Origin of the sequence: Staphylococcus argenteus (assembly GCF_000236925.1) — a bacterium.
Lineage (GTDB): Bacteria > Bacillota > Bacilli > Staphylococcales > Staphylococcaceae > Staphylococcus > Staphylococcus argenteus.
This window is the reverse complement of sequence record NC_016941.1, coordinates 648615-674552: the sequence shown is the minus strand read 5'-3', so window position 1 is coordinate 674552 and position 25938 is coordinate 648615. Positions and strand designations below refer to the sequence as shown.

The window sequence follows — 25938 nt, the reverse complement described above, 5'->3', positions numbered from 1 at the left end:
CAGCTGACATTAATGTGCAAGTTGGGGTGCGGGCCTCATCATAGAGAATTTCAAATAGAATTCTACAAACAATGCAAGTTATTGGGGTGGGACAAAGATAAAGAAATACTTTTTCTTTAGAAATTAGGATTTCTTATGCATGAGTTTTACTCATGTATCCCTATTTTTAAGTACACATTAACTGTGGCTAATGTGTAAGAACCACTACATAATAAATCATTAGTGGCTCTTTATCGTTTCTGTCCCACTCCCCATAGGGAATATTTAAAGAATGGAAAAGGGAAGATTAACGTTTTATGAAAAATTTAATATCAATCATTATAACCATATGTTTAATAGTAAGTATTATGACACCAAATGCACAGGCTGCTAATAGTACGGAAACACCAGTACAAGTAGCAAATCAATATGGTTATGCAGGCCTATCAGCAGCATATCAACCAACTAGTGCTATCAACGTAAGTCAAACTGGACAACTGTTGTATCAATATAATATAGATACAAAATGGAACCCAGCTTCTATGACAAAATTGATGACGATGTATTTAACATTGGAAGCTGTAAATAAAGGGCAACTTTCATTAAATGATACTGTTACAATGACAAACAAAGAATATATTATGTCTACATTACCTGAGTTAAGTAACACGAAACTTTACCCTGGACAAGTTTGGACAATTGCAGATTTATTACAAATTACAGTATCTAATTCAAGTAATGCAGCAGCATTAATTTTAGCTAATAAGGTATCAAAAAACACAAGTGATTTCGTTGATTTAATGAATAATAAAGCTAAAGCTTTAGGTATGACGAATACGCATTTTGTCAATCCTACAGGTGCTGAAAATTCGAGATTACGTACATTTGCTCCAACGAAATATAAAAATCAAGAGCGTACAGTTACAACAGCTAGAGACTATGCAATTTTAGATTTGCATGTATTAAAAGAAACACCTAAAATATTAGATTTTACTAAACAATTAGCTCCAACTACACATGCAGTAACGTATTATACATTCAACTATTCACTAGAAGGCGCAAAAATGAGTTTACCAGGTACAGACGGTTTAAAAACCGGATCAAGTGACACAGCAAATTATAATCACACAATAACAACTAAACGTGGTAAATTTAGAATTAATCAAGTAATCATGGGTGCAGGTGATTATAAAAATCTTGGCGGTGAAAAACAACGAAATATGATGGGAAATGCATTGATGGAACAATCATTTGACCAGTACAAATATGTAAAAATACTATCTAAAGGCGAGCAAAAGATTAACGGTAAGAAATACTATGTTGAAAATGATTTATATGATGTTTTACCAAGTAGTTTTAGTAAAAAAGATTATAAATTGGTAGTTGACGATGGCAAAGTACATGTCGACTATCCAAGACAATTTATTAATAAAGATTATGGACCTCCTACAGTAGACGTTCATCAGCCTATTATTCAAAAAGCAAATGCTGTTGCTAAAAATATGTGGACAGAGCATCCTATATTCACCATTATTGGTGGTGCTTGTCTTGTCGGCGGTTTAGCACTTATCATTCATATGCTTATCAAGCTTATATTTAGAAAAAGAAAATAATAACGTCAAAAAGGACGAGTTGCACATTTAAAAGTGTAACTCGTCCTTTTGGATTATATCTTCGATAAAAAATGAATAGATTATTATTTTGCGTCTTTTCCATATAATTCTTGCTTAATTTTTGTAGTTGAAATACCTTCTGTTCGTTTTAAATAAATTACTTCACATTTATCTTTTAAGAAATCGAATTCGCCTTCCCAATCATGGCCCATCACGAAGACATCTACATCAAACTTTTCTACATCATCTTCTTTTTGTCCCCATCCTTTTTCAGGAATAACTAAATCGACGTAACGAATTGATTCAAGCATCATTTTACGTTGCTCATAATCATAATATGATTTTTTATGCTTAATTTGGTTAAATTCATCAGTAGATAGTGCCACGATTAAATAATCGCCCATCTCTCTTGCGCGACGAAGTAACTCAATATGACCATAATGAAGTAAATCATAGGTGCCGTATGTTATTACTCGTTTCATTAAAATGTCCTCCTCTTATTGCTACATCATTTAATTGGTAATGTATATCATCAATTTTAATTTAGTATTTTTAAAATTGATTTTGTTTGATGAACAATCTTTCTCCCTTTAAGTTGTATTAAAAACTTTCTATATCTAGGTCTATTAATCCCTACTTGAATTAACATTTCACGCCACTTTTCATAAGTTTCTTTATTCCAATTAACACCTAAAAATTCTACAGTATTTATTATTTCAAACATATTGTGTGATAAATAATCTGAATGTTGCATTGACATGATGTAGTCACTAACTAATGAAATCATTGTTTCCGTCATCTCTGGATGTAACAATAAGTATCGTTTTAAATGTGCATTAAATAATTGTCGATCAACCAAATCACTATAAATCAATCTTTGTTCAAGTAATAACAACATTTCCATGACACGCTGTCTTACTGACATTATTTCCTTCGAATATTGATAAAGCTCTATAGTATTATTAAAATCCGCTTCATTCACTTGATTATCACCAATAACAAGTTGGCTTACTAATTGAATATCCGTAGCCTTTTGTAATGCTTTAACAAGCATCTCATGGTTATAAACATTTTCAACACTTTCATCACAACGTAAATCAGCAAATTTTACACTTAATAATTTATTATCGAATGTCAAAGATGATAATAACTCAGGTTGTTGTGGCAAAGTAACTATATGATTATTTTTAATATAACTGTCAATATCATTTAATTTCCATTCTCCATGATAATCAATTGCTCTTTGCCCTATAACTATATCAATATTCTCATTATTTTTAAAAGTTGAAGTTAACAAGTCTAATTTATTAGGTAATAAGATTGAGGTTGGATTTAAAACAATAAAAGCGTCACTATAATGTCCTTCAGTTATTTCAATTTCTTTTATGCCTTTATTAATACAACTTGCTTTTGAAGCATTTTGTAATTGGATTAATGTAATATGCTTTAATTCTTTTTGTAATTTTTCAATTAAGGGTATTGTTTGATCTGTAGATCCCCCATCAATGCACAAGAAACGGTAATGCTCTTTACTATCGATTGATACCAACAATTGTCGAATCGTTGTTTCATTATTTAATGTTGGTATGATTATCGTTAATCTCATTTTGTCACCATCTTATCTATATATTCTAACAATTGAGGAAAACTATGTTCAGTATTATAAATATGCCAATCTTTAAATAACGGTTTCAACGTATGCTTATTTGCTTTAATCGCAGTAATTAAATCGGCCTCAGAATATACTTTATAGTTTTCAGGTATGCCAAAATAATATTTATTTAAGCCTCTTACTTTATCATATGTTGATTCATCGTACACATAAAAAATAGTTGGAATATTTAACAAACTTGCTTCAATTGGTAACGAACTATAGTCACTAATGATTAAATCTGCCATCAGCATAAGCGTAGACGTATCAATTGAGGTCAATTGATCACTTTCTGAAACTTCAATCGATGGGTGTAATTTATTCAATAAGGTATATCCTGGAAGTTCATTTTCAAAATACGTTTTATTTATCTCCCTATTATCCGCACTATCTTCTCTATACGTTGGAACATATAATGCTAGTTTATTCTTTATTCCATATTGTTCTTTCAATTGTGTTTTTATCGCTTCTCTATCTACTGTAAAATATTTGTTAATTCTTGGAATACCAAAATATAGCATTTGATCATCACGTGCAGCTAAAGACTGTTTAAAACAATGCGCCATATACGGACTGCCTACTAAGTAGAAATCCGTTGCTTGATAAACTTGACGATATTGTTGGATCATCGCTTTATTAGATAGATCTACCTGATTATCAGTTAAACCAAAATTTTTCAATGCGCCACTTGCATGCCATGTTTGAATGACACGTTGGTGTGGCGCTTTTTTATATCCACCTAATAGCAAGTAGTAGTTGTCGATAATTATGAGTTGTGCGCTTTTTAAAGCTTTAATTTGTTTTACTAGAGTCTTATTTGACATTTCTACAACATTAAGATTATTAATTGCCGATAAATGAAATTTATTTTTTGGTGCTGTTAAAACAGTTACATCATACAACGATGTATTTAAAGACTTAATGATAGGTAAAATATCTTCTGGAAAAGTCATCATGAAAACAATATGCGGTTTATTACTCTTTTGAGTCGAAATTATTTTACATAGCAATCGAATTAGCAAATGATACAATCTCTTTATTAAAACGTTCATAATACACCAACTTAATATGTTATTTTATTAAATTATAAACAAAAATGTACCCCACTTCCATTTATTAATGGTTAGTAGGGTATCATCTTGTATTCATTTTATAAGAAATCTGCAAATTGATCTCTATATTTCATGTGTAAATATGAACCAATCGCGAAGAAAATGGCAACAATACCGAAATTGTACAACATTAATTTCCAGTGATCCATAAAGTACCATTCGTGATATAAAATCGCAGCACGGTATGACTCAGCAATGAAATAAACCGGATTGTATTTCATAATTTCATGAATTACACCACTTATACCATGGTTTTTCGGTAGCCATAAAATTGGTGAAAAGTAAAATAATATTCTTAATATCGCTTGCATTAACATTTGCGTATCTCTAACTAACACACCTAGTGTTGATGTTAATAACGTCACTGAAGCAGTTAAGAAAAAACAAAACGGTACATATATCAATAATTGAATGATATGTATTGATGGATAAATACCTGTAAACATACATGCGATGATAACAAGTAAAAGCAAACCTAAATGTCCATAAAATCTACTTGTAACAATATATGTAGGTATAATTGATAAAGGGAAATTCATTTTCGAAACTTGATTAAACTTTTGCGTAATAGCTTTTGTTCCCTCTAAAATACCTTGGTTGATGAAGAACCACATACTAATACCAACCAATAACCAATATACAAAAGGTACGCCATGAATCGGTGCATTACTTCTTATTCCTAATCCAAAAACCATCCAGTAAACCATAATTTGCATAACTGGGTTTATTAATTCCCACGCTACACCTAAATAGTTACTATGATTGATAATTTTAACTTGAAATTGCGCCAGTCTTTGAATTAAATAAAAGTTCTTTACGTGTTCTTTAAAAACTGTTCCTATTGCTGACATTCCATTAAACCACACTTTCAAATGTTTAACTATTTCTCTACTTAACTTAATAGTATTATAATAATTGTTGTAAATACTATCACTATACATTGGTGTTATCAAAATTATTGTCTAGTTCTTTAAGATATTAGTTTATTACAAGTACATTATAGTATACAATCATGTAAGTTGAAATAAGTTTAGTTTTTAAATATCATTGTTGTCACTAATGATTAAAACTTTGTGTCATATTACCAACTTTGATAATAACAAAATCTTCTATACACTTTACAACAGGTTTTAAAATTTAACAACTGTTGAGTAGTATATTATAATCTAGATAAATGTGAATAAGGAAGGTCTACAAATGAACGTTTCGGTAAACATTAAAAATGTAACAAAAGAATATCGTATCTATCGTACGAATAAAGAACGTATGAAAGATGCACTTATTCCCAAACATAAAAATAAAACATTTTTCGCTTTAGACGATATTAGCTTAAAAGCATACGAAGGTGATGTGATTGGGCTCGTTGGCATAAATGGATCTGGTAAATCAACGCTAAGCAATATTATAGGTGGATCATTATCACCTACCGTTGGAAAAGTTGACCGTAACGGCGAAGTAAGCGTAATTGCCATTAGCGCTGGATTAAGCGGACAATTAACAGGTATTGAAAATATTGAATTTAAAATGTTATGCATGGGGTTTAAACGCAAAGAAATCAAAGCAATGACACCTAAGATTATCGAATTTAGTGAACTAGGTGAGTTCATTTATCAACCAGTTAAAAAGTATTCAAGTGGTATGCGTGCAAAGCTTGGATTCTCGATTAATATTACAGTAAACCCAGATATCCTAGTCATTGACGAAGCTTTGTCTGTTGGTGACCAAACGTTTGCTCAAAAATGTTTAGATAAAATATACGAATTTAAGGAACAAAATAAAACCATTTTCTTTGTTAGTCATAATTTAGGCCAAGTTAGACAATTCTGTACAAAGATAGCGTGGATTGAAGGCGGTAAATTAAAAGATTATGGTGAACTTGATGATGTTTTACCTAAATACGAAGCTTTCTTAAATGACTTTAAAAAGAAATCAAAAGCTGAACAAAAAGATTTTAGAAACAAACTTGATGAATCACGCTTTGTTATTAAATAGAAAACAAACCGAGAATCCACCTCTTCTCTAGGTAATTCTCGGTTTATTTTTTATATTCCAATCTTATTTTGACTTTTTATTTTTTCTTTTTATCTTTGCTATTTTATACATAAATATTGGAATGCTCTTAAGTCTACCAATTCGTTTCCAATCAATTAATGCTCGGTACACCCACTCAATGTTTAATTTTCTGAAGATAAATGGTGCTCTCTTTTTAGCTCCTGCAAATACTTCTAAAGAACCACCAACTCCCATCATAACAGTAGAAACAAATTGTTGTTCATGTGTCATAATCCACTCTTCTTGTTTAGGGAATCCCATACCTACAAATATATAATCTGGTTTAAATAATTCAATGCGCTTAACCACAGTTTCATCTTCTAAATCAATATATCCATGATGATGTGCAAACGTAATATTTGGGTATCTTTGTTGCAATGCATATTGCGCCGCTTCAACAATTTCATTTGTTGCCCCAAGTAAAAATACTTTTTGATGATTTACATGTGCAATTTTTAAACATTCATCCATCAACTCAATACCTGGTATACGTTGAGATAATGAACGATTCAAGCGATGTGAGGCTTTTACTACACCTGTTCCATCGGCAACAATATAACTTGCTCGATTAATTAATTCTAAATATGCTTGATGTGTTGTTGCATAATTAACTATTTCAGGGTTAGCTGTCACTATAAAAAGATTATTTGTTGATTGATGCGCAAAAAATGTTTTAATGTTTTCGACCATCTGTAACATTGTTGTATTATCAAAATTGACCCCTAAAATATCAACTTTAGATGTGTTGCTTGTTTCTTCAACAGTCATAAAAGGAATCTCCTATCTTTTATCATTATTATATTAGTGTAATTAAAATTAACAAGAATCATACTTATCCCATTTATATCGAAATGATTTTGCTTTATTTTAACACATTATTTCCTTCACAAAAATTAAAATTAGTTTAACTAACGTAAGTCTAAAGTCTAACGCCAATTATGACATTTTCCTTTATAATAAGAGAGCATGAATTTCTAATCTATAATCTTATATGAGGTTACACAATGAATTACTTAACAAATTTTCTTAATACAACAACAGAACTAAATATATACATTATTGTTTTCGTTGCAATAATCTATATCGTCATCCACCATTTTAGACATAAACCTTTATTGAATTATTTGGATATCATATTAAATTATATCCCTGTGCTTACACACGAGTTTGGACATGTGCTATTTAATAAAATAGCTGGAGGACGAGCAAAAGATTTAGTTATTGTTACAAGCCCAAGAGAACGGCAACAAACGCTACAACAAGGATTTGCTGTTACGCAATCCAGACATTTAGCAGGTCAATGGCTTACAACGCTAGGTGGTTACTTAATGCCCCCATTGATGTTGCTCATAGGTTTAGCATCAAGTCACTATCAAATACCTAGTATATTTATTTTTAGCTACTTATTGATATTTATCTATTTTCTAATATTAACATCTAGAAAAGGTTCACCTATTATTGTTATTACATTAATTTCAATTATGCTTTACTTTATATTAAAAGATGACAATATATTAGCAATCCAAATGATTGTCACTATTAGTTATCAATTTATATTAGGTGTTTTACTAGGCGAAGTCCTTCAATCTAGTTGGACAATTGCAAAATTAACTATACAGCGTCCAAGCCCACAATGGGACGGAAGTGCACTTAAAGATCTTAGTCATGTTCCAATCTTTATTTACAGTACAATTTGGATTATCTTTAATCTTTATGCAGTAAATATTTTACTTAAATACACTCATCTAATAAGTTAATAAAAAGAAGCCTTAAATTATAATCCGTCAATGTCTACTAGTTCATTAACGTATAACTTTAAGGCTTCTTTATTTTATTTTTCAGCGAACATGTTCATAGCATTTTCATAGCTAATAATTATAACATTGTCGTTGCGTTTAATAATAATCACTTTATTCATTTCATCTTTAGAAACGATTTCAACTTCATTACCTATCGATATATCTTTACTAGACAGGTACACTAATAAATCCGTTTTATCTCTCACGCGTTTGATAGTTACAAGATCACCCGGTTCATAATTTAAAATAGTTGTAACATATTTCTCTTTATATTCATTATTTCTTGGTATAACTCCACCATGTGGACACGTTTCAGGAAAATTTAATAGACTATCTAATCTCTCTACAAATAAATTTGAGATTCGATGTTCTAAAATTTCTGCTTCTTGATGAACTTCTTCCCAATTATATTTCAATATTTCTATTAAAAATAATTCTAATAGTCGATGTCTCTTAATAATATCAAGTGTATGCGTTAAACCATCTTCTGTTAATCTAACACCTTTATATGGTTTTGTTTCGACATAACCAGCTTTTTCAAGACGACCTACCATTTCACTTACAGATGGAGGCTTAATATTTAAAAATTGAGATAAGATTTTATTTGTTACAAAATTTTTATCGCCATTATTCGTAAGAATTGCCTTTAAATAATCCTCTTTTTCTTCAGTTAACATACTTTCACCTCACATACATTCACTTTATTATATCACGAATTTACTTGACATGATAAATATTCTCAGTTTATTATACAATTAATTAGGTTAGCCTAAACTTTTAATTAGGAGGTATAAACGTTTGTTAGAAACAAAAGATTTAAATTTGTTTTTAGGTAATAAGCATGTACTTAAAAACATTTCTTTATCGATACCAGTTCGCGGTGAAATCATTGGTATCATGGGCCCAAACGGTGCTGGTAAATCTTCGCTAATCAAATCTTTAATTGGCGAATTTAACGCTACCGGTACAAAATTGTTATATAACAAACCTATACAACAACAACTGCAACACATTACATATATTCCACAAAAAGCACATATTGATTTAGATTTTCCAATAAGTGTGGAACAAGTGATTTTATCAGGTTGCTATAAAGAAATTGGATGGTTTAGACGACCTAATAAATCAGCAAGGGATAAACTTAAACAGTTATTAAGCGATTTGGAATTAGAAACTTTACGTCATCGACAAATTTCAGAATTAAGTGGTGGACAGTTACAACGTGTATTAGTAGCGAGAGCATTGATGTCCGAAAGTGAAGTATATTTTCTAGACGAACCGTTTGTAGGAATTGATTTTAGTAGCGAAAAATTGATTATGACAAAAATAGAAAATTTAAAACAACAAGGAAAACTTATCCTGATTATCCACCATGATTTATCAAAAGCAAAACAATACTTTGATCGCATTATTCTATTAAATCAAACATTACGATACTTTGGTGATAGTGAAGAAGCTATGAGTGTCACTCGCTTAAATGAAACTTTTATGAGTAGTACAGACTGTAGTGACCCTAGTCAAAGGAGCAATATAACATGTTAGAGTTTGTCGAACATTTATTTACATACCAATTCTTAAATCGAGCATTGATAACTTCAATTATTGTAGGGATTGTTTGCGGTACAGTTGGTAGTTTGATTGTATTACGAGGTCTTTCGTTAATGGGAGATGCAATGAGTCACGCTGTATTGCCAGGTGTTGCCCTATCATTCTTATTTGGTATTCCAATGTTTGTAGGTGCACTTGTAACTGGTATGATTGCCAGTATTTTTATCGGTTATATCACATCTAGTAGTAAAACGAAACCAGATGCCGCGATTGGAATTAGTTTTACCGCTTTCTTAGCTTCAGGGATTATTATTATAAGCTTAATAAACACAACGACAGATTTGTACCATATTTTATTTGGTAACTTACTAGCAATCACAAATAGTGCTTTTTTAACAACAATTGTGATTGGTTCAATCGTCCTTATATTGATCATTATTTTCTATCGACCATTAATGATTTCTACGTTCGATCCAACGTTCAGTAGAATGAGTGGTCTAAATACTACACTGCTACATTACTTTGTAATGTTATTACTTTCATTAGTAACAGTCGCAAGTATTCAAACGGTTGGTATTATTCTTGTAGTTGCTTTATTAATTACACCTGCATCTACAGCATTTTTAATAAGTAAAAAACTGTATTCAATGATGATTATAGCGAGTTTAATAAGTGTCATAAGTTCAATTGTCGGACTTTATTATAGCTATATTTACAACATTCCTAGTGGTGCAACAATTGTACTTTGTACATTTGTAATTTATATCATCACATTATTTTTTACAAAATTTACGAATAGAAAGAAACGAGGAAGTTTAACATGAAAAAATTAATACCTTTATTATTAGCCTTTTTACTTCTAGTAGCTGCATGTGGTACTGGTGGTAAACAAAGTAGTGATAAGTCAAATGGCAAACTAAAAGTTGTAACGACAAATTCAATTTTATACGATATGGCTAAAAATGTTGGTGGAGACAACGTCGATATTCATAGTATTGTCCCAGTTGGTCAAGATCCTCATGAATATGAAGTTAAACCTAAAGATATTAAAAAGTTAACTGACGCTGACGTCATTTTATATAACGGCTTAAACTTAGAAACAGGTAACGGTTGGTTTGAAAAAGCCTTAGAACAAGCTGGTAAATCTTTAAAAGATAAAAAAGTTATCGCAGTATCAAAAGATGTTAAACCTATCTATTTAAACGGTGAAGAAGGCAACAAAGATAAACAAGACCCACACGCATGGTTAAGTTTAGACAACGGTATTAAATACGTAAAAACAATTCAACAAACATTTATCGATAACGACAAAAAACATAAAGCAGATTATGAAAAACAAGGTAATAAGTACATTGCACAATTGGAAAAGTTAAATAATGATAGTAAAGATAAATTTAATGATATTCCAAAAGAACAACGTGCCATGATTACAAGTGAAGGTGCATTTAAATACTTCTCAAAACAATATGGAATTACACCTGGTTATATTTGGGAAATTAACACTGAAAAACAAGGTACACCAGAGCAAATGAGACAAGCAATCGAGTTTGTAAAAGCACATAAATTAAAACACTTATTAGTTGAAACAAGTGTTGATAAAAAAGCAATGGAAAGTTTATCAGAAGAAACGAAGAAAGATATCTTCGGTGAAGTGTACACAGATTCAATTGGTAAAGAAGGCACTAAAGGTGATTCTTACTATAAAATGATGAAATCTAACATTGAAACTGTACACGGAAGCATGAAATAACACGCTGAGTTTAATGAAGTATGATGAATTGATGTTGATGCAACCTAAAATATTGGTTTTGCCAATATTTTAGGCCATACATCAACATAACAAAGTCGAAGACTAATAGTCCCATATCGTGCGTTAAATATATATTACCCTCCTATTAATATATATACCGTTCCCGATCGCACGATATGGTGGTATTAGAACTTCTCTTTGAACGAGAGAGAAAAGCTAGAAGTTCTAAGAGAAAAGCTAGAAGTTCTTATGCAGTTTAAATAAACTGTCGTTCCCTTCATCTCTTTTAACCACAGAGATGCGTTAGAAGTTCTTCTAATACAATTTATGTAACGCCATTCCCTACACACTCTTTTAAAGAGATTCACACGCGCGAATAAATTGTATTACATACTAACTTTAAAAAGGCTTTTCTTAATCGTAGCAACAAAGTTTGAGGTTCTTATGTGATTGGACAACTGTTCTCCCTACTAGACTTTTAGCATAGCTGGTTAAAAGTACTATTACAGATTGTTCAATTGTATGCCCCTTTCCTTTGAACGGAATACTAAAAGTTATGTGCAGTAACTTTTAGTAGGCATACCACTTTTGCATCAAGCTATAAATAATCGCATACTTTGATATTTAATCTGGCCTATCAAAGTAAACATCTATGGTTTCCTCCCCCCATAGATCCTTAAGCCACACTCATCCGATGTCATATGAGTGTGGCTATTTTTTTATTCATGCTCCTATTTCCTTTAATCAATAATTTTTACCTCTTGAAAAATCATCCTATAATAATAATAATAATTCAATCAAATAAAATGTAAATAACTAACTTTATTTTCTTAAAAAACTTTACATAAACATTATTTGAATATTCTATATTTTCATTTATAATTCAAATGTACACTACTATTTTGAGGTGATGGAATGTTCTTTTTTCAAAACAATTTAAACCAGCTGCCTAAAGATTATAAATGGTTAGAAACCGAAACTCACAAATCTATAGAAGTCATTGAATCTAAAGGTTTTCCGTGTGTATTTGGCGTTCAAGGTCACAAAAAAGAAGTACATTTTTATTCTGCATTAAACTATCCATACAATCCTAAAGAGCTATCGACCGATATTGACCAATATTTAAATGAATTGGATAAAATGAAAAAGAATGAGCGAGGGATTTCTGGCTTATTAGTATATTTTGAACCAATTGGTGATATGACTATTCATGCGAAACAATTTTTAGCTTGGCAAGTGCTCTCCACAATGAAAAATTTATATGGCAATAAGAATGATAGTATTGATAATGACCCCTTTACTGATGAATATGCCTTTAAATTCAAAGATGAATTATGGTTTATTAATTTCAGCTCAAGTAGTTATACTCATAGAAAATCTAGAAACTTAGGTTCTTTTATTACATTAGCTATGCAAACGCTTAGTAAATCTGATGAGTATTTTAATTCAAATATTGAAACAAAAGCTAAAGCACAGAAATTAGTTAGAAATCTAGCTGAAAAGTATGATGGTTGTCCTGTTCATTCTGGTTTAGGTCCAGTTATAGGTTCAGGTGAATTTTCTCCTGCAAAATTATCATACTTTATTGGAGATAAAAATGATGACCCATCATATGAACCTTGGAAATTCTCCCCTTTCAAACCTCAAAGAATAATCATAGACTATGCCTTACAGCTCGATTATCTCAGTCAACTATATAACAACATAACTTTTTCAACACTTACAGAATCTCATAATAATAATGATATTAATAAAGATAATGTCTTAATCACTAATAACCCACGTCATATTGAAAAATATAAAAATAAAATTAAAGTAGCTACATTTAATAATCGTTATGAAACCAATAAGAATATTTGTAAAATTGACTATATCAATGATTTAATTGCCTTACGATATTTAAAATAAAACACGACAAATAATTTGAGAGGTGTAGACTTTTGTATAAGAATATTATATTTGATTTTGATGGTACTATCGCTGATTCAAAAACATGTAGTCTAATTGCTACTAAAAAGGCTTTTAACGACTATGGTTTGAACATACCTAGCGATGAACAAATAGAATATTATATGGGTATCCCGATTGAAGAGTCTTTTAATTTAATGAGTGCTATTAAATTGAATGACAAAGAACTCACCGAACTAATGACATTGTTTAGAGAAAATTACAAAGAGACTGAAGCACATCATTTAAAAATTTATAAAGGCATGCAAGAACAGCTAGAATCACTTCATCAAAACTATAAGTTATTCGTAGTTTCTAGTAAAAGAACAAATGTATTAGAAAGAAACTTGTCTAAATTAGGCGTAGCTAAGCTATTTGTTGAAGTCATTGGTTCAGATAAAGTAAAGAAATATAAACCTTCTCCTGATGGAATTATATATATTTTACAAAAATATGATTTACAGAAGAAAGAAACTATTTATGTTGGAGATGCCGTTTTTGATATTAAAATGGCTAAAAATGCCGATATTGATTCTTGTGCTGTAACTTGGGGAAGTCATAGTATTGAAGTATTAAAAGCTGAAAATCCGAATTTTATAATTAATAATGTTAAAGAACTTAATTTTGAGGAGTAATATATGTCAGATACTAAAATTGTAACTTTGATTGGCTTTTTTACAATGTTTATTGTTGGTGTTTCAGATTTAATTGTAGTAGGAATGTTAAATGAAATGAGTAATGAATTTCATGTTAGCAATGCTTTAATAGGTCAGCTAGTAACTTTATATGCTGTTGCATTTTCAATTCTCAGCCCTATCCTAACAAAAATGACTAGTAATATTAATGACAAAAAATTATTAGTAACCTGTTTGTTACTCTTTATTATTTTCAGCTTACTCACAACTGTAATGACTAATTATTTCCTTCTATGTCTAGTTAGAATAATCATGGCTGGCATTGCTTCATTAATCACAGTAAAACTCATGTCTACTGGTGCAAATATTGTTCCAGAAGAATACAAAGCATCGGTTATCGCTAACATATACGTAGGCTTTAGCGCAGCAAATATACTAGGTATACCCATAGGTACATTAATTGCTTCCCATTACAATTGGAAAATTCCTTTTTATATCATTGCGGTCATTACTTTTTTATGTCTACTAGGTGTGATGCTATTTATCCCGAATAAATCACACTATAGTGTTACTAATCAATCTAAATACCAATTAGTAAATATAAAAGGCACATTAATCATGTTGAGCTTTTTATTAATCATGATGATTTCTAATAGCATGTTGTTTACATATATTGAGCCTTTAGTAAAAAGTAAAGGCCATAGCATCTGGATAGTAAGTTTATGTTTATTTTTCTCAGGTGTTGCAGGTGTTTTAGGTTCAAAATTAGGAAATAATTTAGCTGAAAAGAAAGGATATAGGATTGCTGGAAATATCATTATAATTGTCTATGTTATTTCGATTATGGTTATCTTATTGACTGGACAAAATGTCATACTTTTAATTTTATCTATCTTTACATGGAATTTATTTCATTGGGGAACAAATCCAACAGTCCAATATGCTTTACTTAAGTTTTTAAAAGGTGATCCAAGTCAAATATTGAGCTATGATATTTCAATATTAAATTTAGGAATCGGATTAGGATCATTAATTGGTGGTATATTATTCTCTATCGATAATCAGTTTAACTTATCAATTGTTGTTGCTATTTTATTGGCAATGCTTTCATCCATCTTATTAAAAATAGCTGTTCATAGCGAAACAACTACTAAGTAACTATTCATAAACAAGTTATATCGTGTAAACATAATTCATATCAAAAGAGCATGATGAAAAATAAAATAATTTTTCATCATGCTCTTTTTTCAACTATGTCATGCTATCTACAATAACCATTTCATCGTAATTGATTGCCTCTCTTAATTTCAAAGCAGTTCCTTCAGATACTTCATCTGTATCAATTAATTCACGTAAAATGCGACGTTGTTCTCTTAAAGCATTTAATTTAATTTTAGTGATCGTATCTTCACTTGCTGAGTTAAAGAAATTAGATGGTGTTAAATTTTCAATCCTCATTAAATAACCATCACAAACCATCCCTACTTCAAGTGTATTATCTTTAGTCGTCTCTTTAGATAATCGACTTACAACATTATAATGAACTAACTTATTGATTTTATTTAATTCCATTAAGTTATCCGTAACACTTAACGAAGAAGCAGAGTTGACTTTCGTTTGAACTCGTCGTTTCAATAATGCACCACGTAATAACACTATCATTCTTCTAATTAAAGATGCCTGTCTATATACCTGCGTTCGTTCTGCATAACGCATATAGTTTTCAAGCACACTATTTGTAATTTGTCCTTCATCTACTAAGGATTCTAGTGTTTTCGTTTCAACATTAAATGCGATTTTTTGCAATCGTTCTAATTCTTTTGAGTTTTCATCATCTTTTTCTACTGTTTTTAAAAATGCTAACTTATCATGATACTCTTTAATGACATTGCCATATTTATAACTCGTTTCAAATGTTGATTTCTGATTTAAGTAGTCAATAACATGTTCAAGTATATAAATTCTAGCGACTTTAAACGACATATTGCCAATAACAGTTTTAGGTGCTGGTTTTGTTAACATTGGTAACAAGACTTGAGCAACTACTAAACTAATAATTACCATGCCTGATGCTATAAATAATAAGTCATTTCTATACGTAAACGCATGATGTCCTGCTAAAAAATACGGCAACGTTAGTGCGATTGCTAAAGAAATTGTTCCATGCACACCACATAAAGTCATAATTAAAGCATATAAACTGCGCTTCGGTGGCTTCTCAGTCGTCGGATTATCATCATCATTTTTAGACATCATTTTTTGGAATGGACTGATGGCTAAATAAAAATATGGATATAAGACATAAACCCAAACAAATCTAAATAAGTATACGGCTAATGCAACAACAATTGTTATACCAATTAAAAAGATCAAATTGTGTGGTTCTGTTTTAATAATTTTAATGACAACTTCAGGAACTAAAAAACCTAGTATTGAAAAGACAAAGCCATTCAAAACATAGCCTAAAATATTCCATGTATGATTGTAACTCATTTGTAATTGTGTACGTACTTGCATAATTCTATCTCGTTCAAATCCATGGACTAGACCAGCAACTACTGCTGCAATGATACCTGATGCATGGAATAATTCAGCAATTAAATATGTAACGAACGGTGTTAACAATTGAATTATCGTAAACATATTAATGTTTTCATATCCCCGACGCATCAATGTCAATCGGAATCTTACTAATGCCATACCTATAAGCAAACCAACGACTGCACCACCTAATGATGCAACTAAAAATAACTGCACTGCATCTACAAGTGAAAATGCACCTGTTACTAATACGCCAACAGCTATTTTAAAAGAAATGATACCAGCGGCATCGTTTAATAATGATTCACCTTCAAGGATAGTCATTGCGCCTTTTGGCAATACTTTTCCTTTAGTGATTGCTTGTACAGCTACTGCATCGGTAGGACAAAGTATTGCTGCAATTGCAAATGCTGCCCCAATAGGTAAGTCCGGCCATATCCAATGTATAAATAAGCCAACACCTATAACAGTAGTGATTACTAAACCTAATGCCATCATCATTACTGGTTTAATGTACTTTCTCAAATGTACTCTAGATACATTAACACCTTCTACAAATAACAAAGGCGCGATCATTGTTACCATAAATAATTCAGAATCAAAATTAAATTGAACAGGGATTGGGGTAATAAATAGTAACATGCCCAAGAAAATTTGTATAAATGCTAGGGGTACTTTAGGTATGAAAGTATGGACGAAAGAACTTAGTATCACAACAGCTATAAATATAAGTATTGTTTCAAATATTTCCAAACTTTCACCTCTCTAAAAAGTATTGTTTAATTGAAAATTAAGTATCACATCTCGTTGTAATAATACTTTTGAGGATAAATTTAATTAACGACCACGAAAGTACCTTAATATAGATTTTGCTCTACGATTGCAGTACTCAAATTTGCAATTATTTAATTTTATTTTATCACTAATTGTTTGAATAAATAAACATCTTGCTTTTGTGTATCGTATCGTTACCAGCGATTAATTAACAAAATGAGCACTTCGACAAAACATTACATGTCTCAAAGTGCTCATTTGATTATTTATTTTAATATAATAAGTGGGATTACCAATCTTTTCACTATAGTCATCGGTCTTTCTGGTACCAAGATTTTCGATGGGCTTCTCTTTTTTGTGCCCGGGCTTTCAATGCTTCGCTAGAATTTTGTTCATTAGAACTTAATAGTAATGAAGTGTGTGTTTGGTCATCATTTTTTCTATACATGTAAGCCCCATTTCGATATGCGGCTCGAGCTACTAAATGCATGCCTACTGGTGAAGTTAAATTTATAAAAACAAGAGATAGTATCAACCGTACGCTGAAAAAACCTGTATTCACAATAAAATAAATAAGTACACCTATTAAAGTAAGCAATACAGACAATGTTGAACTTTTAGTAGCAGCATGACTCCTTAAGAATACATCTTGGAATTTAACAATTCCAATTGCACTAATAAGCGCAATAATACTACCTAACAAAAGCATCATAGCAGCAATAAGACTAAAGATCTCTTTTGTTATTTCCATTAAACACATACCCCCCGCCAATAAATCTAGAAATCGAAACAGAACTTACAAATGATATTATGGCGATTAGCATGATGGAATCTAGAAAGGATACCGTACCCATCAATACACTTAACACTCCAACGATTGACATAACGACTGCACTTGTAGTATCAAATGTAACTACTCGATCTGCTGTTGTCGGACCTTTTATTAGTCTAAATAAACAAACGATAAATGCGATACCAAAAATAATAAGCGCACTAATTATCATCATATGTGTTATTGACTGAATCATCGCGACACCTCCAATATTAAGTCTTCATAATGCTTAATACTTCTAACTAAGCTTTCTTTTTCCTTCTCAGATACATCAATACTATGAATAAAAAACTTTTTAGAGTCTTGAGAAATTCTTATAACAGTAGATCCAGGTGTAATGATAATTAATATGGTTAAAAATGTAATTGCCCAATCACTTGAGAGCCTTGTTTCATAAGACAATAATCCTGGATTCATATCTTTAGTTTTGAAAAGAATATAATTAATTGTGCTGATACTAGATGTCAATAATTGATATAAATAAACACCTACAAATTTGATTGCCACCCATATTTTTCGAACATAAAAATCATCACTAAAAAATCTGTGTAATATATATATGACAATTAAACCAATCAGATATCCAGAAAAGAAAGTCGAGAATTTAAAATGATCTTCATCTTGAAATAACACCCATAAGAATGCAATGATAATATTTAAAACAATTTGATTCATTTAGTCTTCTCCTTTCAAATGCGGATTAACAAGTTGATGATATAATTGGTCATTTGTATTAAGTTCTGTTGCATCATTTGTAATTTTCAATAATATAGGTGAAGCTATTCCAATAGCAATTACAACGAAGACTAAAATACTAAGTATACCTTTACGATATCTCGGTATCTTCTTAAAATGAACTTCTTCGCCATCTTTATCTCCAAAATACATATAGAATAAAATTCTAAACAAACTATACATAGCAATTAAGCTTGTAATAATCATCAAACCTAGTCCTACATAATTGCCGTTTTGCAATGCACCTTGGAAAATAAGTACTTTTCCTGGGAATCCACTAAACGGTGGCACGCCACCAATTGCAAATATCATTATAATAAATGCGACACCAAAGAAAGGTTCTTTTTTAGCTAAGCCATTTAAATATTGATATTGACGATAACCAGTTATATAAACTAAGCTACCAATAATAAAGAATAGTAGTGTTTTTACAACAATATCGTTTACTAAATAAAAGATGGCACCATTAATACCTGCAAATGTATTTGTTCCTAAACCCAAAATGATAAATCCTATTGAAATAACGACTTGGTATGCTGCAATCTTTTTAATGTCTTTATATGCTAAAACTCCTATCGCTCCTATAATCATTGTTATTGAAGCCATAACAGCTATCAACGGATGTATCAAATTGTTATGTTGATCAAATATTAATGTAAAGAAGCGAATCAATGCATAGGCACCAACTTTAGTCATTAAAGCTGCAAACAATGCTGCTAATTCAGTATTTAGCACTGCATATGCTTTAGGTAACCACATAAATAAAACAAGTGCTGCTTTACTACTAAATGCGACTAAGAAGATAAGCGAAATCATCGTTACTGTTTTATTATCACCCATTTCATTTAAGCGTAAAGCAATATGTGAAAAGTTAAGTGTGCCTACAGTCTTATATAACAAGCCTATTCCTAATAAAAATAACCACGAACCGATAATGTTTAATACGACGTAGATAATAGCCGCCCTTAATTGCTCAACAGATTGTCCAAGTGTAATTAATACAAATGAAGCGAGTAACATAATTTCAAACATGACATATAAATTAAATAAATCAGATGTCAGAAATGATCCAATCACACCTACACTTAAAAACAATATAAAAGATGGTAAGTGATAACGATTTGCTCTCTGTTCTCCACGACCAAATCCGTATGCCATGATTAATGTAATGACAAAAGAAGCGGTCGTAACCATGATTAAACTTAAAGAGTCTCCTAAAAATTGTATGCCGAACGGCGCCGTCCAACCACCAAAATCTAATGTAATCGGTCGATGATTTTGAACATAAATTAATAATATTAATGAAATCAATGTTGTAACAGTCATCGTGCTTAGATACAAATATTTAGATATACTGTCATTATTTTTTAAAAACACAAGAATCAAAGCACATAGGAATGGTAATAGCATCGGTAAAATCAGTACATTACTTAGCATCATCATCCCCCCTTAAACCATCAATTTCATCTTCTTTCGTTACTCTATACGTTCTATAAACAAGTACAAGTAAAAAGGCAGTCATACCAAATCCAATAACAATTGCAGTAAGTACAATTGCTTGTAGTAATGGATCTACAAATAATTGGTTTCCGCTTGTGATCAGTGGCTCTGATTTATTAGAACCGTATGTCCCCATGCTCATAATAATTAAATTGCCTGCATGCGTGTAAATTGAAATACCAATGACAATACGTATTAAATTAATAGATAAAATCATGTAAGTACCAATAAACACTAAAAATCCAATAACTAATAATAATATTAAATTCATGACCTACCTCCACTAAGTGACAACATTACAGTGACAATAACACCAACTACAGAGAATAATATGCCTAATTCAAATAGCGTTATTGTGGACACATGGATTTTCCCTAAAATTGGAAGCGCCCAAGTCGTTTCATATTGAGATAAGAACGGCTTACCAAAAAATGCCGGTATAATAGCTGTCATAGAAGATACCAATGCACCAACTATCATTAATACTCTAAAATCAATTGGCAAACTTTTTAAAACTTCATCAACATCAAATGCAAGAAACATTAATATAAATGCTGAACTAAATATCAATCCACCAATAAAACCGCCACCTGGATTATTGTGACCGGCAAAGAAAACATAGAATCCGAAAGTCAATAATATAAATACAACTAGTTTAGTAACAGTTTTTAATACAACATCATTCTCTTTCATCTTGTCCCCTCCGATCTTGATAATTTAATAATGTGTAAATACCTAATCCAGTAATAATCAATACTAATCCTTCAAATAAAGTATCTAATGCTCTAAAATCACCAAGTATGGCATTTACAATATTTTTACCACCTGTTAATTTATCAGCTTTATGGTAAAAATCTGATATCGATGATAGTCCATCTGCTTGTTGAGCAATAAAAATAAGTGATACAACTATAATTGCCATCAGCAAAGATACAACAATTTTGATAGTTTCTCTTGTTATATTCGCTTTAGACCTTGGTACGTTTGGCAACCTTGAAAAGCTAACAATAAATAGTATTGTCGTAATCGTTTCAACTACAAGTTGAGTCAAAGCTAAATCAGGGGCCTTCATAACAATAAAGAATAATGTTACAACAAAACCTATAACACCATTTAAAATTACCATCGTCAGTCTTTGACGAATAAAAATCAACGACATACCAATGATGACAGTAACAATTGCTAAAATAATTTCCATAGGCCCGAATTCAGAAACATGTAATTGATGCACTTTAGGAAATCCTATACGGATATAACCATATCCGATAATCATCATAAAAATAGATAAAGTAATGATAATATATTGATTTAAGCGATCTTGCATGATTCGTTTAAAGGTCTTCGTAGCAAATTTTTCAAAATATCGATAAACATGTTCATATCCTTTTGAAACTGAAATCTGTCTTATTTTTCCAGGTATAATACTTGTCCAGTCAACTTTTAATGCCATTACCAGTCCAACTAAAATAATAATTAACGTTAATAAGAATGGTAAATTAAAGCCATGCCATTGTGATACATGTGGTACAAATTGATTAATTTGATGACCGACACCAGAAACTGCTCTTAATGCCGGAACGATAACTGTTTGGCCAAAAATGTTTGGAATAAAAAATATTAAAGGTATTAGTACTGTTAATACGATTGATGGAATACTAAACGGCCATGGTTCATGTATATTTTTTTTAGTACAAACTGAGGTGTCGTATTTCCCCCAAAATACTTCTTTAATCATGTAAAGCGCATATGTGAAAGTAAATATGCTCGCAATAACACCGACAATAACTAACATAATCATCAATACGAAATTAAATTGAGGTAACTGAGCTGCTTGTGTTAAAACATCTAAAAACATTTCCTTACTTAAAAATCCATTTAAAAATGGTACACCTGCCATAGATAAAGCAGCAATTGTCATGACTATATTTATTTTTGGAAATAGATGACGCATCCCACTTAAAATTCTGATATCTCTAGAACCTGCTTCATGATCTAAAATACCCACACCCATAAATAGTGCGCATTTAAAAATTGCATGATTCATTAAATGGAATAACGCAGCAAACAAGGTAAATGAATAGATTGTAGTCAGTTCATCATGTGGATGTTGAGCAAAACCGCCACCAATGCCAACTAAAGTCATAATCATTCCTAATTGACTAATCGTTGAATAAGCTAAAATTCCTTTTAAATCCCATTGCTTTAATGCTGTTATCGATCCAAATAGCATTGTAGTTAAGCCAACAATCGTCACAATATATATGTACAAATTACTTAACCCTAATACTGGCGTAAATCTAAGTAATAAAAATATACCTGCTTTAACCATTGTGGCAGAGTGTAAATAAGCACTCACTGGTGTTGGTGCAGCCATAGCTTTAGGTAACCATATGTGAAACGGAAATTGTGCAGACTTTGTAAAGGCTCCGAGTAAGAACATGAAAATCATTGGAATAAATAAGGCATGATTTTTAATATGATCTGCTTGAGCTAATATGTCAGATATAGTGTTTGTTCCAGTCACTATATATAACATGATAAAACCAATTAATAGTGCTAATCCTCCAAATACAGTAATCATAAATGATTGCAACGCACCAAATTGACTTTCACCATTGTTATACCAATATGAGATTAAAAGAAATGATGACACGCTCGTTAATTCCCAAAATACATACATCAATATCGTATTATTAGACAACACAATGCCAATCATACTAAACATGAATAGCGTTAAATAAAAATAAAATCTTGGTAAATTATCTTTTCGAGAGGATAAATACTGTGTTGCGTAGAAGAAAACAGCCATTCCTATAATTGAAATAATAAGTGCAAACATTAAACTCAAGCCATCTAAGCGTAATTCTAAATTAATATCTAATGTAGTGAGCCACGGTATGAAGACAGACATATATTTTTGCTTAATCACTGATGGTATTTGAATTAAAAAGTAACAAGATGATATAACAGGTGCAATAAGCGCGATATAACCTGCATAGTTAGCCAAAGAACGATGACTAACAGTTACTAAAATCATAGCCATAATAACTAATAAGGCTATTAATAAATAAACCAAACTCATTATTTTCCTCCTTTTTTATAAATTTAATGTGATATAAATACTGTGTTCACATTCATTTTCTAGCCCTATAAAATTCAATGTTTCTATAGTCGATTGATGTCCTAAATATTTTTGAATAATCACTATTGGTATTCCCTTTTGATATGCATGGAAAGCAAATGTCTTACGGAGTGTCGTTAAACCTACATGCTCAATGTTGGCTTCTTTGGCAGCCCTGTGAATAATTCTATACGCTTGTTGTCTAGAAAGTACTTGATTTGTTCGTAATGATTGAAAAAGAAAATCTTCATTTGACAAATTTTTTTGCTTAATATAATACAGTAATTCTTTTGATAATGATTCTGGCAATTTTATTTTAATCAACGAATGATAATGTGTTTTACACAATTCCGATAACCTACAATTATCAATAAGAATTTTCACTTGTTCAACTTTGAGCGCTAATAAGTCTAACACTTTCAAACCACTATGTATAGCTAGCTTAAAAAATAAATAATCCCGTTCCGACTTGTGTTTGAGTACTTGATACATTTTGATAATATCTTCATTTTTCTTAATTGCCTCTACTTTATTCATTGTTACCTCCTCACTTGAAGTGTCTTAATCATAAACAAACGATATTTTAGTCACATATAACTATTTCCTTTTTTATAGATTTTAAACATAAATAAAATAATTAACCCTTTTTAAAATTCATTTCGATATATAGAGTGAAAGGAGGTATTAAAATGAGTAAAACCAACCACATTACAATTGTCTTATCAATGACAAAAACGGACGTAAATGGCAAACAAATAGAATATAAACGTCGATTTGCAAACATTAGCCCTGAAGCAACAAACGACCAGATCAAAACATTTAGCAAAATTATCGAAAGACTTACTGGAGAATCTTACAGTAATATCGAAGTTATCAAATCTTTCTCAATTTAACTAGGAGGCACAACTAATGAGCAAAACACTTGAATTAAGTTTTAAATCTACATCTGACAAACCAGTCAAATTGCAATTACCTCAATTGAATAATCTCGTAACAGAGCAAATTGCACGTGATAGTATGAACGCATTAGTAGGTTTAAACATATTACAATCTAATAGCGGTGCAATTACAAAAGTACATGCTGCTCAAATTGTTGATAAAACAACAACTGTATTATTCGAAGAAAAGAAATAGCATTTTTTGATGATAAAATAATCTAAATCATCACATAAACACCCCAGTTTTTCATAATGAAATTCTGGGGTGTTCTTTGATATCAATCATTCAACTCTTAAAACACGTTTGTAAATTTTAACTTTAATGCTAAGATATCCTTATCACTCATTTATCAAATAGAAAGCGTGGTTTATCAAAAATGCTATTACTTTATTTTTTAGGCATTATTGTAGGAATGCTTATCCCTATTCAAACATCAGTTAATTCGAGATTATCTCTTTATACGAAATCACCTTTTTATACTTCATTAATTTCATTTTCAGTTGGGACATTGTGTTTAGTCATTTTAAATATTGTAATTAATCCAGAAGTATTTACGACTCATTTTTATAGTAATCAAACGTTTAATTACACATGGATCGTTGGCGGGATATTAGGCGTTAGTTTCTTAACTGGAAATTTATTATTATTACCAAGATTAGGTGCAACATTAACTGTTATTGCCACTGTAGCAGGCCAAATTATAATGGGTGTCCTTATTGATACCTTTGGCTTATTCGGTGCTTCTATTCATGAATTTAATTTAATAAAAGCATTTGGAGTATTATTGTGACTTTTCGGGATAATATTAATGAACCAATTTAATAAAAATAACTTATTATTAGTAAACCAAAATCATATAATATTATGGTTAGTTCTCGGCTTTATATTCGGATTTTTGCCACCGATTCAAACAGCCATTAATAGTACCCTTGCCTACAATACGCATTCACCAGCATTCGCTTCACTCGTTTCTTTTTCAATCGGAACGATAACGTTATTTGTTTTAACAATTATTCTCAACCGTTCATTAAAAATATCTACAAAACATAAACAATTTGGGAATTTGAAACCCATTTATTTCGTCGGCGGTATTCTTGGTATGGCATTTGTAACAGCTAATATTATATTAATGCCCCATCTAGGTGCAGCATTGACCACAATTATCGGTATGTTTGGGCAAATTCTAATGGGTATATTGATTGACCATTTTGGATTATTTGGTTCTCCAAAAATAACTATGACATTAAGAAAGTCAATTGGTTTACTAAGTATCATATCCGGTATTATACTTTTGAGATTATTTTAAAATTTAATCTAGCTTATCATTTTAACTTGTAATTTTTTCTAAAAATGATAAGCTATTTTTTTGTGCTCTAAAAATGTTTGAATAAGCTATGATTCTAAATCAAA

26 protein-coding genes and 1 pseudogene are annotated in these 25938 nt (G+C 30.7%); 12 read left to right on the top strand and 15 right to left on the bottom strand.

Translation table 11 applies throughout. The features are described 5' to 3' along the window. Positions 1 to 296 precede the first annotated feature (296 nt). Positions 297 to 1592 (top strand): penicillin-binding protein PBP4, encoded by a 1296-nt coding sequence (pbp4, locus tag SAMSHR1132_RS03110; RefSeq protein WP_000793076.1) that lies wholly within the window; start codon positions 297 to 299, stop codon positions 1590 to 1592. Between the two features lie 83 nt (positions 1593 to 1675). Here the strand turns inward: pbp4 and tagD are convergent, their stop codons facing one another. From tagD to tagG, 4 genes are all read right to left on the bottom strand, one after another. Further along, positions 1676 to 2074, bottom strand: coding sequence for a glycerol-3-phosphate cytidylyltransferase (tagD, locus tag SAMSHR1132_RS03105; protein ID WP_000832260.1), 399 nt, complete (start codon positions 2072 to 2074; stop codon positions 1676 to 1678). Between the two features lie 56 nt (positions 2075 to 2130). Next, entirely contained in the window at positions 2131 to 3198 is a 1068-nt protein-coding gene (locus tag SAMSHR1132_RS03100; protein WP_001241204.1) for a glycosyltransferase family 2 protein, read from the bottom strand. Next, complete coding sequence (tarB, locus tag SAMSHR1132_RS03095; RefSeq protein WP_042354780.1) at positions 3195 to 4295, bottom strand: teichoic acid glycerol-phosphate primase TarB; 1101 nt, start codon at positions 4293 to 4295, stop codon at positions 3195 to 3197. The genes SAMSHR1132_RS03100 and tarB overlap by 4 nt, the downstream gene beginning before the upstream one ends. A 98-nt stretch (positions 4296 to 4393) precedes the next feature. Next, the gene (gene tagG, locus SAMSHR1132_RS03090) at positions 4394 to 5206 is read right to left on the bottom strand and encodes a teichoic acids export ABC transporter permease subunit TagG (protein ID WP_001273061.1); all 813 of its coding nucleotides are present in this window, start codon (positions 5204 to 5206) and stop codon (positions 4394 to 4396) included. Positions 5207 to 5552: 346 nt separating this feature from the next. On the opposite strand from tagG, the gene tagH reads away from it, so the two are divergent. Then, positions 5553 to 6347, top strand: a complete 795-nt coding sequence (tagH, locus tag SAMSHR1132_RS03085; protein ID WP_001103230.1) for a teichoic acids export ABC transporter ATP-binding subunit TagH — start codon at positions 5553 to 5555, stop codon at positions 6345 to 6347. 63 nt (positions 6348 to 6410) lie between these two features. Here tagH and tarA read toward each other — a convergent pair whose 3' ends face one another. Further along, positions 6411 to 7175, bottom strand: a complete 765-nt coding sequence (gene tarA / locus SAMSHR1132_RS03080) for an N-acetylglucosaminyldiphosphoundecaprenol N-acetyl-beta-D-mannosaminyltransferase TarA (RefSeq protein ID WP_000215397.1) — start codon at positions 7173 to 7175, stop codon at positions 6411 to 6413. A 236-nt stretch (positions 7176 to 7411) separates the two neighbouring features. Between tarA and SAMSHR1132_RS03075 the strand changes: the two genes are divergently transcribed. After that, a complete protein-coding gene (locus SAMSHR1132_RS03075) occupies positions 7412 to 8164 on the top strand; it encodes a M50 family metallopeptidase (RefSeq protein ID WP_001108579.1) in 753 nt (250 codons plus the stop codon). A 74-nt stretch (positions 8165 to 8238) separates the two neighbouring features. Here the strand turns inward: SAMSHR1132_RS03075 and SAMSHR1132_RS03070 are convergent, their stop codons facing one another. Next, entirely contained in the window at positions 8239 to 8883 is a 645-nt protein-coding gene (locus SAMSHR1132_RS03070) for a metal-dependent transcriptional regulator (RefSeq protein ID WP_000954658.1), read from the bottom strand. A 121-nt stretch (positions 8884 to 9004) separates the two neighbouring features. On the opposite strand from SAMSHR1132_RS03070, the gene SAMSHR1132_RS03065 reads away from it, so the two are divergent. The 6 genes from SAMSHR1132_RS03065 to SAMSHR1132_RS03040 all read left to right on the top strand — a co-directional run bounded on the left by SAMSHR1132_RS03065 (position 9005) and on the right by SAMSHR1132_RS03040 (position 15244). Continuing rightward, positions 9005 to 9748, top strand: coding sequence for a metal ABC transporter ATP-binding protein (locus SAMSHR1132_RS03065; protein WP_000894468.1), 744 nt, complete (start codon positions 9005 to 9007; stop codon positions 9746 to 9748). Further along, a complete protein-coding gene (locus SAMSHR1132_RS03060; RefSeq protein ID WP_000889254.1) occupies positions 9742 to 10578 on the top strand; it encodes a metal ABC transporter permease in 837 nt (278 codons plus the stop codon). The genes SAMSHR1132_RS03065 and SAMSHR1132_RS03060 overlap by 7 nt, the downstream gene beginning before the upstream one ends. Further along, a complete protein-coding gene (gene mntC / locus SAMSHR1132_RS03055; protein WP_000733765.1) occupies positions 10575 to 11504 on the top strand; it encodes a manganese ABC transporter substrate-binding lipoprotein MntC in 930 nt (309 codons plus the stop codon). Before SAMSHR1132_RS03060 ends, mntC begins: the two co-directional genes overlap by 4 nt. A 915-nt stretch (positions 11505 to 12419) precedes the next feature. Further along, positions 12420 to 13412 (top strand): YqcI/YcgG family protein, encoded by a 993-nt coding sequence (locus SAMSHR1132_RS03050; protein WP_000464786.1) that lies wholly within the window; start codon positions 12420 to 12422, stop codon positions 13410 to 13412. A 32-nt stretch (positions 13413 to 13444) separates the two neighbouring features. Beyond that, positions 13445 to 14086 (top strand): HAD family hydrolase, encoded by a 642-nt coding sequence (locus SAMSHR1132_RS03045; RefSeq protein ID WP_000277595.1) that lies wholly within the window; start codon positions 13445 to 13447, stop codon positions 14084 to 14086. 3 nt (positions 14087 to 14089) lie between these two features. Next, positions 14090 to 15244: an MFS transporter gene (locus SAMSHR1132_RS03040; RefSeq protein WP_001285416.1), complete on the top strand. Its 1155-nt coding sequence runs from the start codon at positions 14090 to 14092 to the stop codon at positions 15242 to 15244. 93 nt (positions 15245 to 15337) lie between these two features. Here SAMSHR1132_RS03040 and SAMSHR1132_RS03035 read toward each other — a convergent pair whose 3' ends face one another. The 9 genes from SAMSHR1132_RS03035 to SAMSHR1132_RS02995 all read right to left on the bottom strand — a co-directional run bounded on the left by SAMSHR1132_RS03035 (position 15338) and on the right by SAMSHR1132_RS02995 (position 24126). Further along, positions 15338 to 17380: a cation:proton antiporter gene (locus tag SAMSHR1132_RS03035; RefSeq protein WP_000402176.1), complete on the bottom strand. Its 2043-nt coding sequence runs from the start codon at positions 17378 to 17380 to the stop codon at positions 15338 to 15340. 331 nt (positions 17381 to 17711) lie between these two features. Continuing rightward, entirely contained in the window at positions 17712 to 18152 is a 441-nt protein-coding gene (mnhG2, locus tag SAMSHR1132_RS03030) for a Na+/H+ antiporter Mnh2 subunit G (RefSeq protein WP_000406610.1), read from the bottom strand. Next, entirely contained in the window at positions 18127 to 18429 is a 303-nt protein-coding gene (gene mnhF2 / locus SAMSHR1132_RS03025; protein ID WP_000616120.1) for a Na+/H+ antiporter Mnh2 subunit F, read from the bottom strand. The genes mnhG2 and mnhF2 overlap by 26 nt, the downstream gene beginning before the upstream one ends. Continuing rightward, positions 18426 to 18908, bottom strand: a complete 483-nt coding sequence (mnhE2, locus tag SAMSHR1132_RS03020; protein ID WP_001071974.1) for a Na+/H+ antiporter Mnh2 subunit E — start codon at positions 18906 to 18908, stop codon at positions 18426 to 18428. Before mnhE2 ends, mnhF2 begins: the two co-directional genes overlap by 4 nt. Next, complete coding sequence (gene mnhD2, locus SAMSHR1132_RS03015) at positions 18909 to 20405, bottom strand: Na+/H+ antiporter Mnh2 subunit D (protein WP_000950630.1); 1497 nt, start codon at positions 20403 to 20405, stop codon at positions 18909 to 18911. Further along, entirely contained in the window at positions 20395 to 20739 is a 345-nt protein-coding gene (gene mnhC2 / locus SAMSHR1132_RS03010) for a Na+/H+ antiporter Mnh2 subunit C (RefSeq protein WP_001048984.1), read from the bottom strand. Before mnhC2 ends, mnhD2 begins: the two co-directional genes overlap by 11 nt. Further along, entirely contained in the window at positions 20736 to 21161 is a 426-nt protein-coding gene (gene mnhB2 / locus SAMSHR1132_RS03005; protein ID WP_000661903.1) for a Na+/H+ antiporter Mnh2 subunit B, read from the bottom strand. The genes mnhC2 and mnhB2 overlap by 4 nt, the downstream gene beginning before the upstream one ends. Then, positions 21148 to 23550 carry a Na+/H+ antiporter Mnh2 subunit A gene (gene mnhA2, locus SAMSHR1132_RS03000; RefSeq protein WP_000060791.1) on the bottom strand — a complete coding sequence of 801 codons (2403 nt, stop codon included), beginning with the start codon at positions 23548 to 23550 and terminating at the stop codon, positions 21148 to 21150. The genes mnhB2 and mnhA2 overlap by 14 nt, the downstream gene beginning before the upstream one ends. 15 nt (positions 23551 to 23565) lie before the next feature. Next, positions 23566 to 24126, bottom strand: a complete 561-nt coding sequence (locus tag SAMSHR1132_RS02995; RefSeq protein WP_001044919.1) for a tyrosine-type recombinase/integrase — start codon at positions 24124 to 24126, stop codon at positions 23566 to 23568. A gap of 152 nt (positions 24127 to 24278) precedes the next feature. Here SAMSHR1132_RS02995 and sroA point away from each other — a divergent pair, with 152 nt between their 5' ends. From sroA to SAMSHR1132_RS13725, 3 genes and pseudogenes are all read left to right on the top strand, one after another. Beyond that, complete coding sequence (sroA, locus tag SAMSHR1132_RS02990; protein WP_000047746.1) at positions 24279 to 24482, top strand: sigS mRNA-stabilizing protein SroA; 204 nt, start codon at positions 24279 to 24281, stop codon at positions 24480 to 24482. Between the two features lie 16 nt (positions 24483 to 24498). Beyond that, complete coding sequence (locus SAMSHR1132_RS02985) at positions 24499 to 24723, top strand: DUF2922 domain-containing protein (RefSeq protein ID WP_000047659.1); 225 nt, start codon at positions 24499 to 24501, stop codon at positions 24721 to 24723. Positions 24724 to 24904: 181 nt separating this feature from the next. Beyond that, positions 24905 to 25834, top strand: a pseudogene (locus SAMSHR1132_RS13725) (DMT family transporter). Positions 25835 to 25938 lie beyond the last annotated feature (104 nt).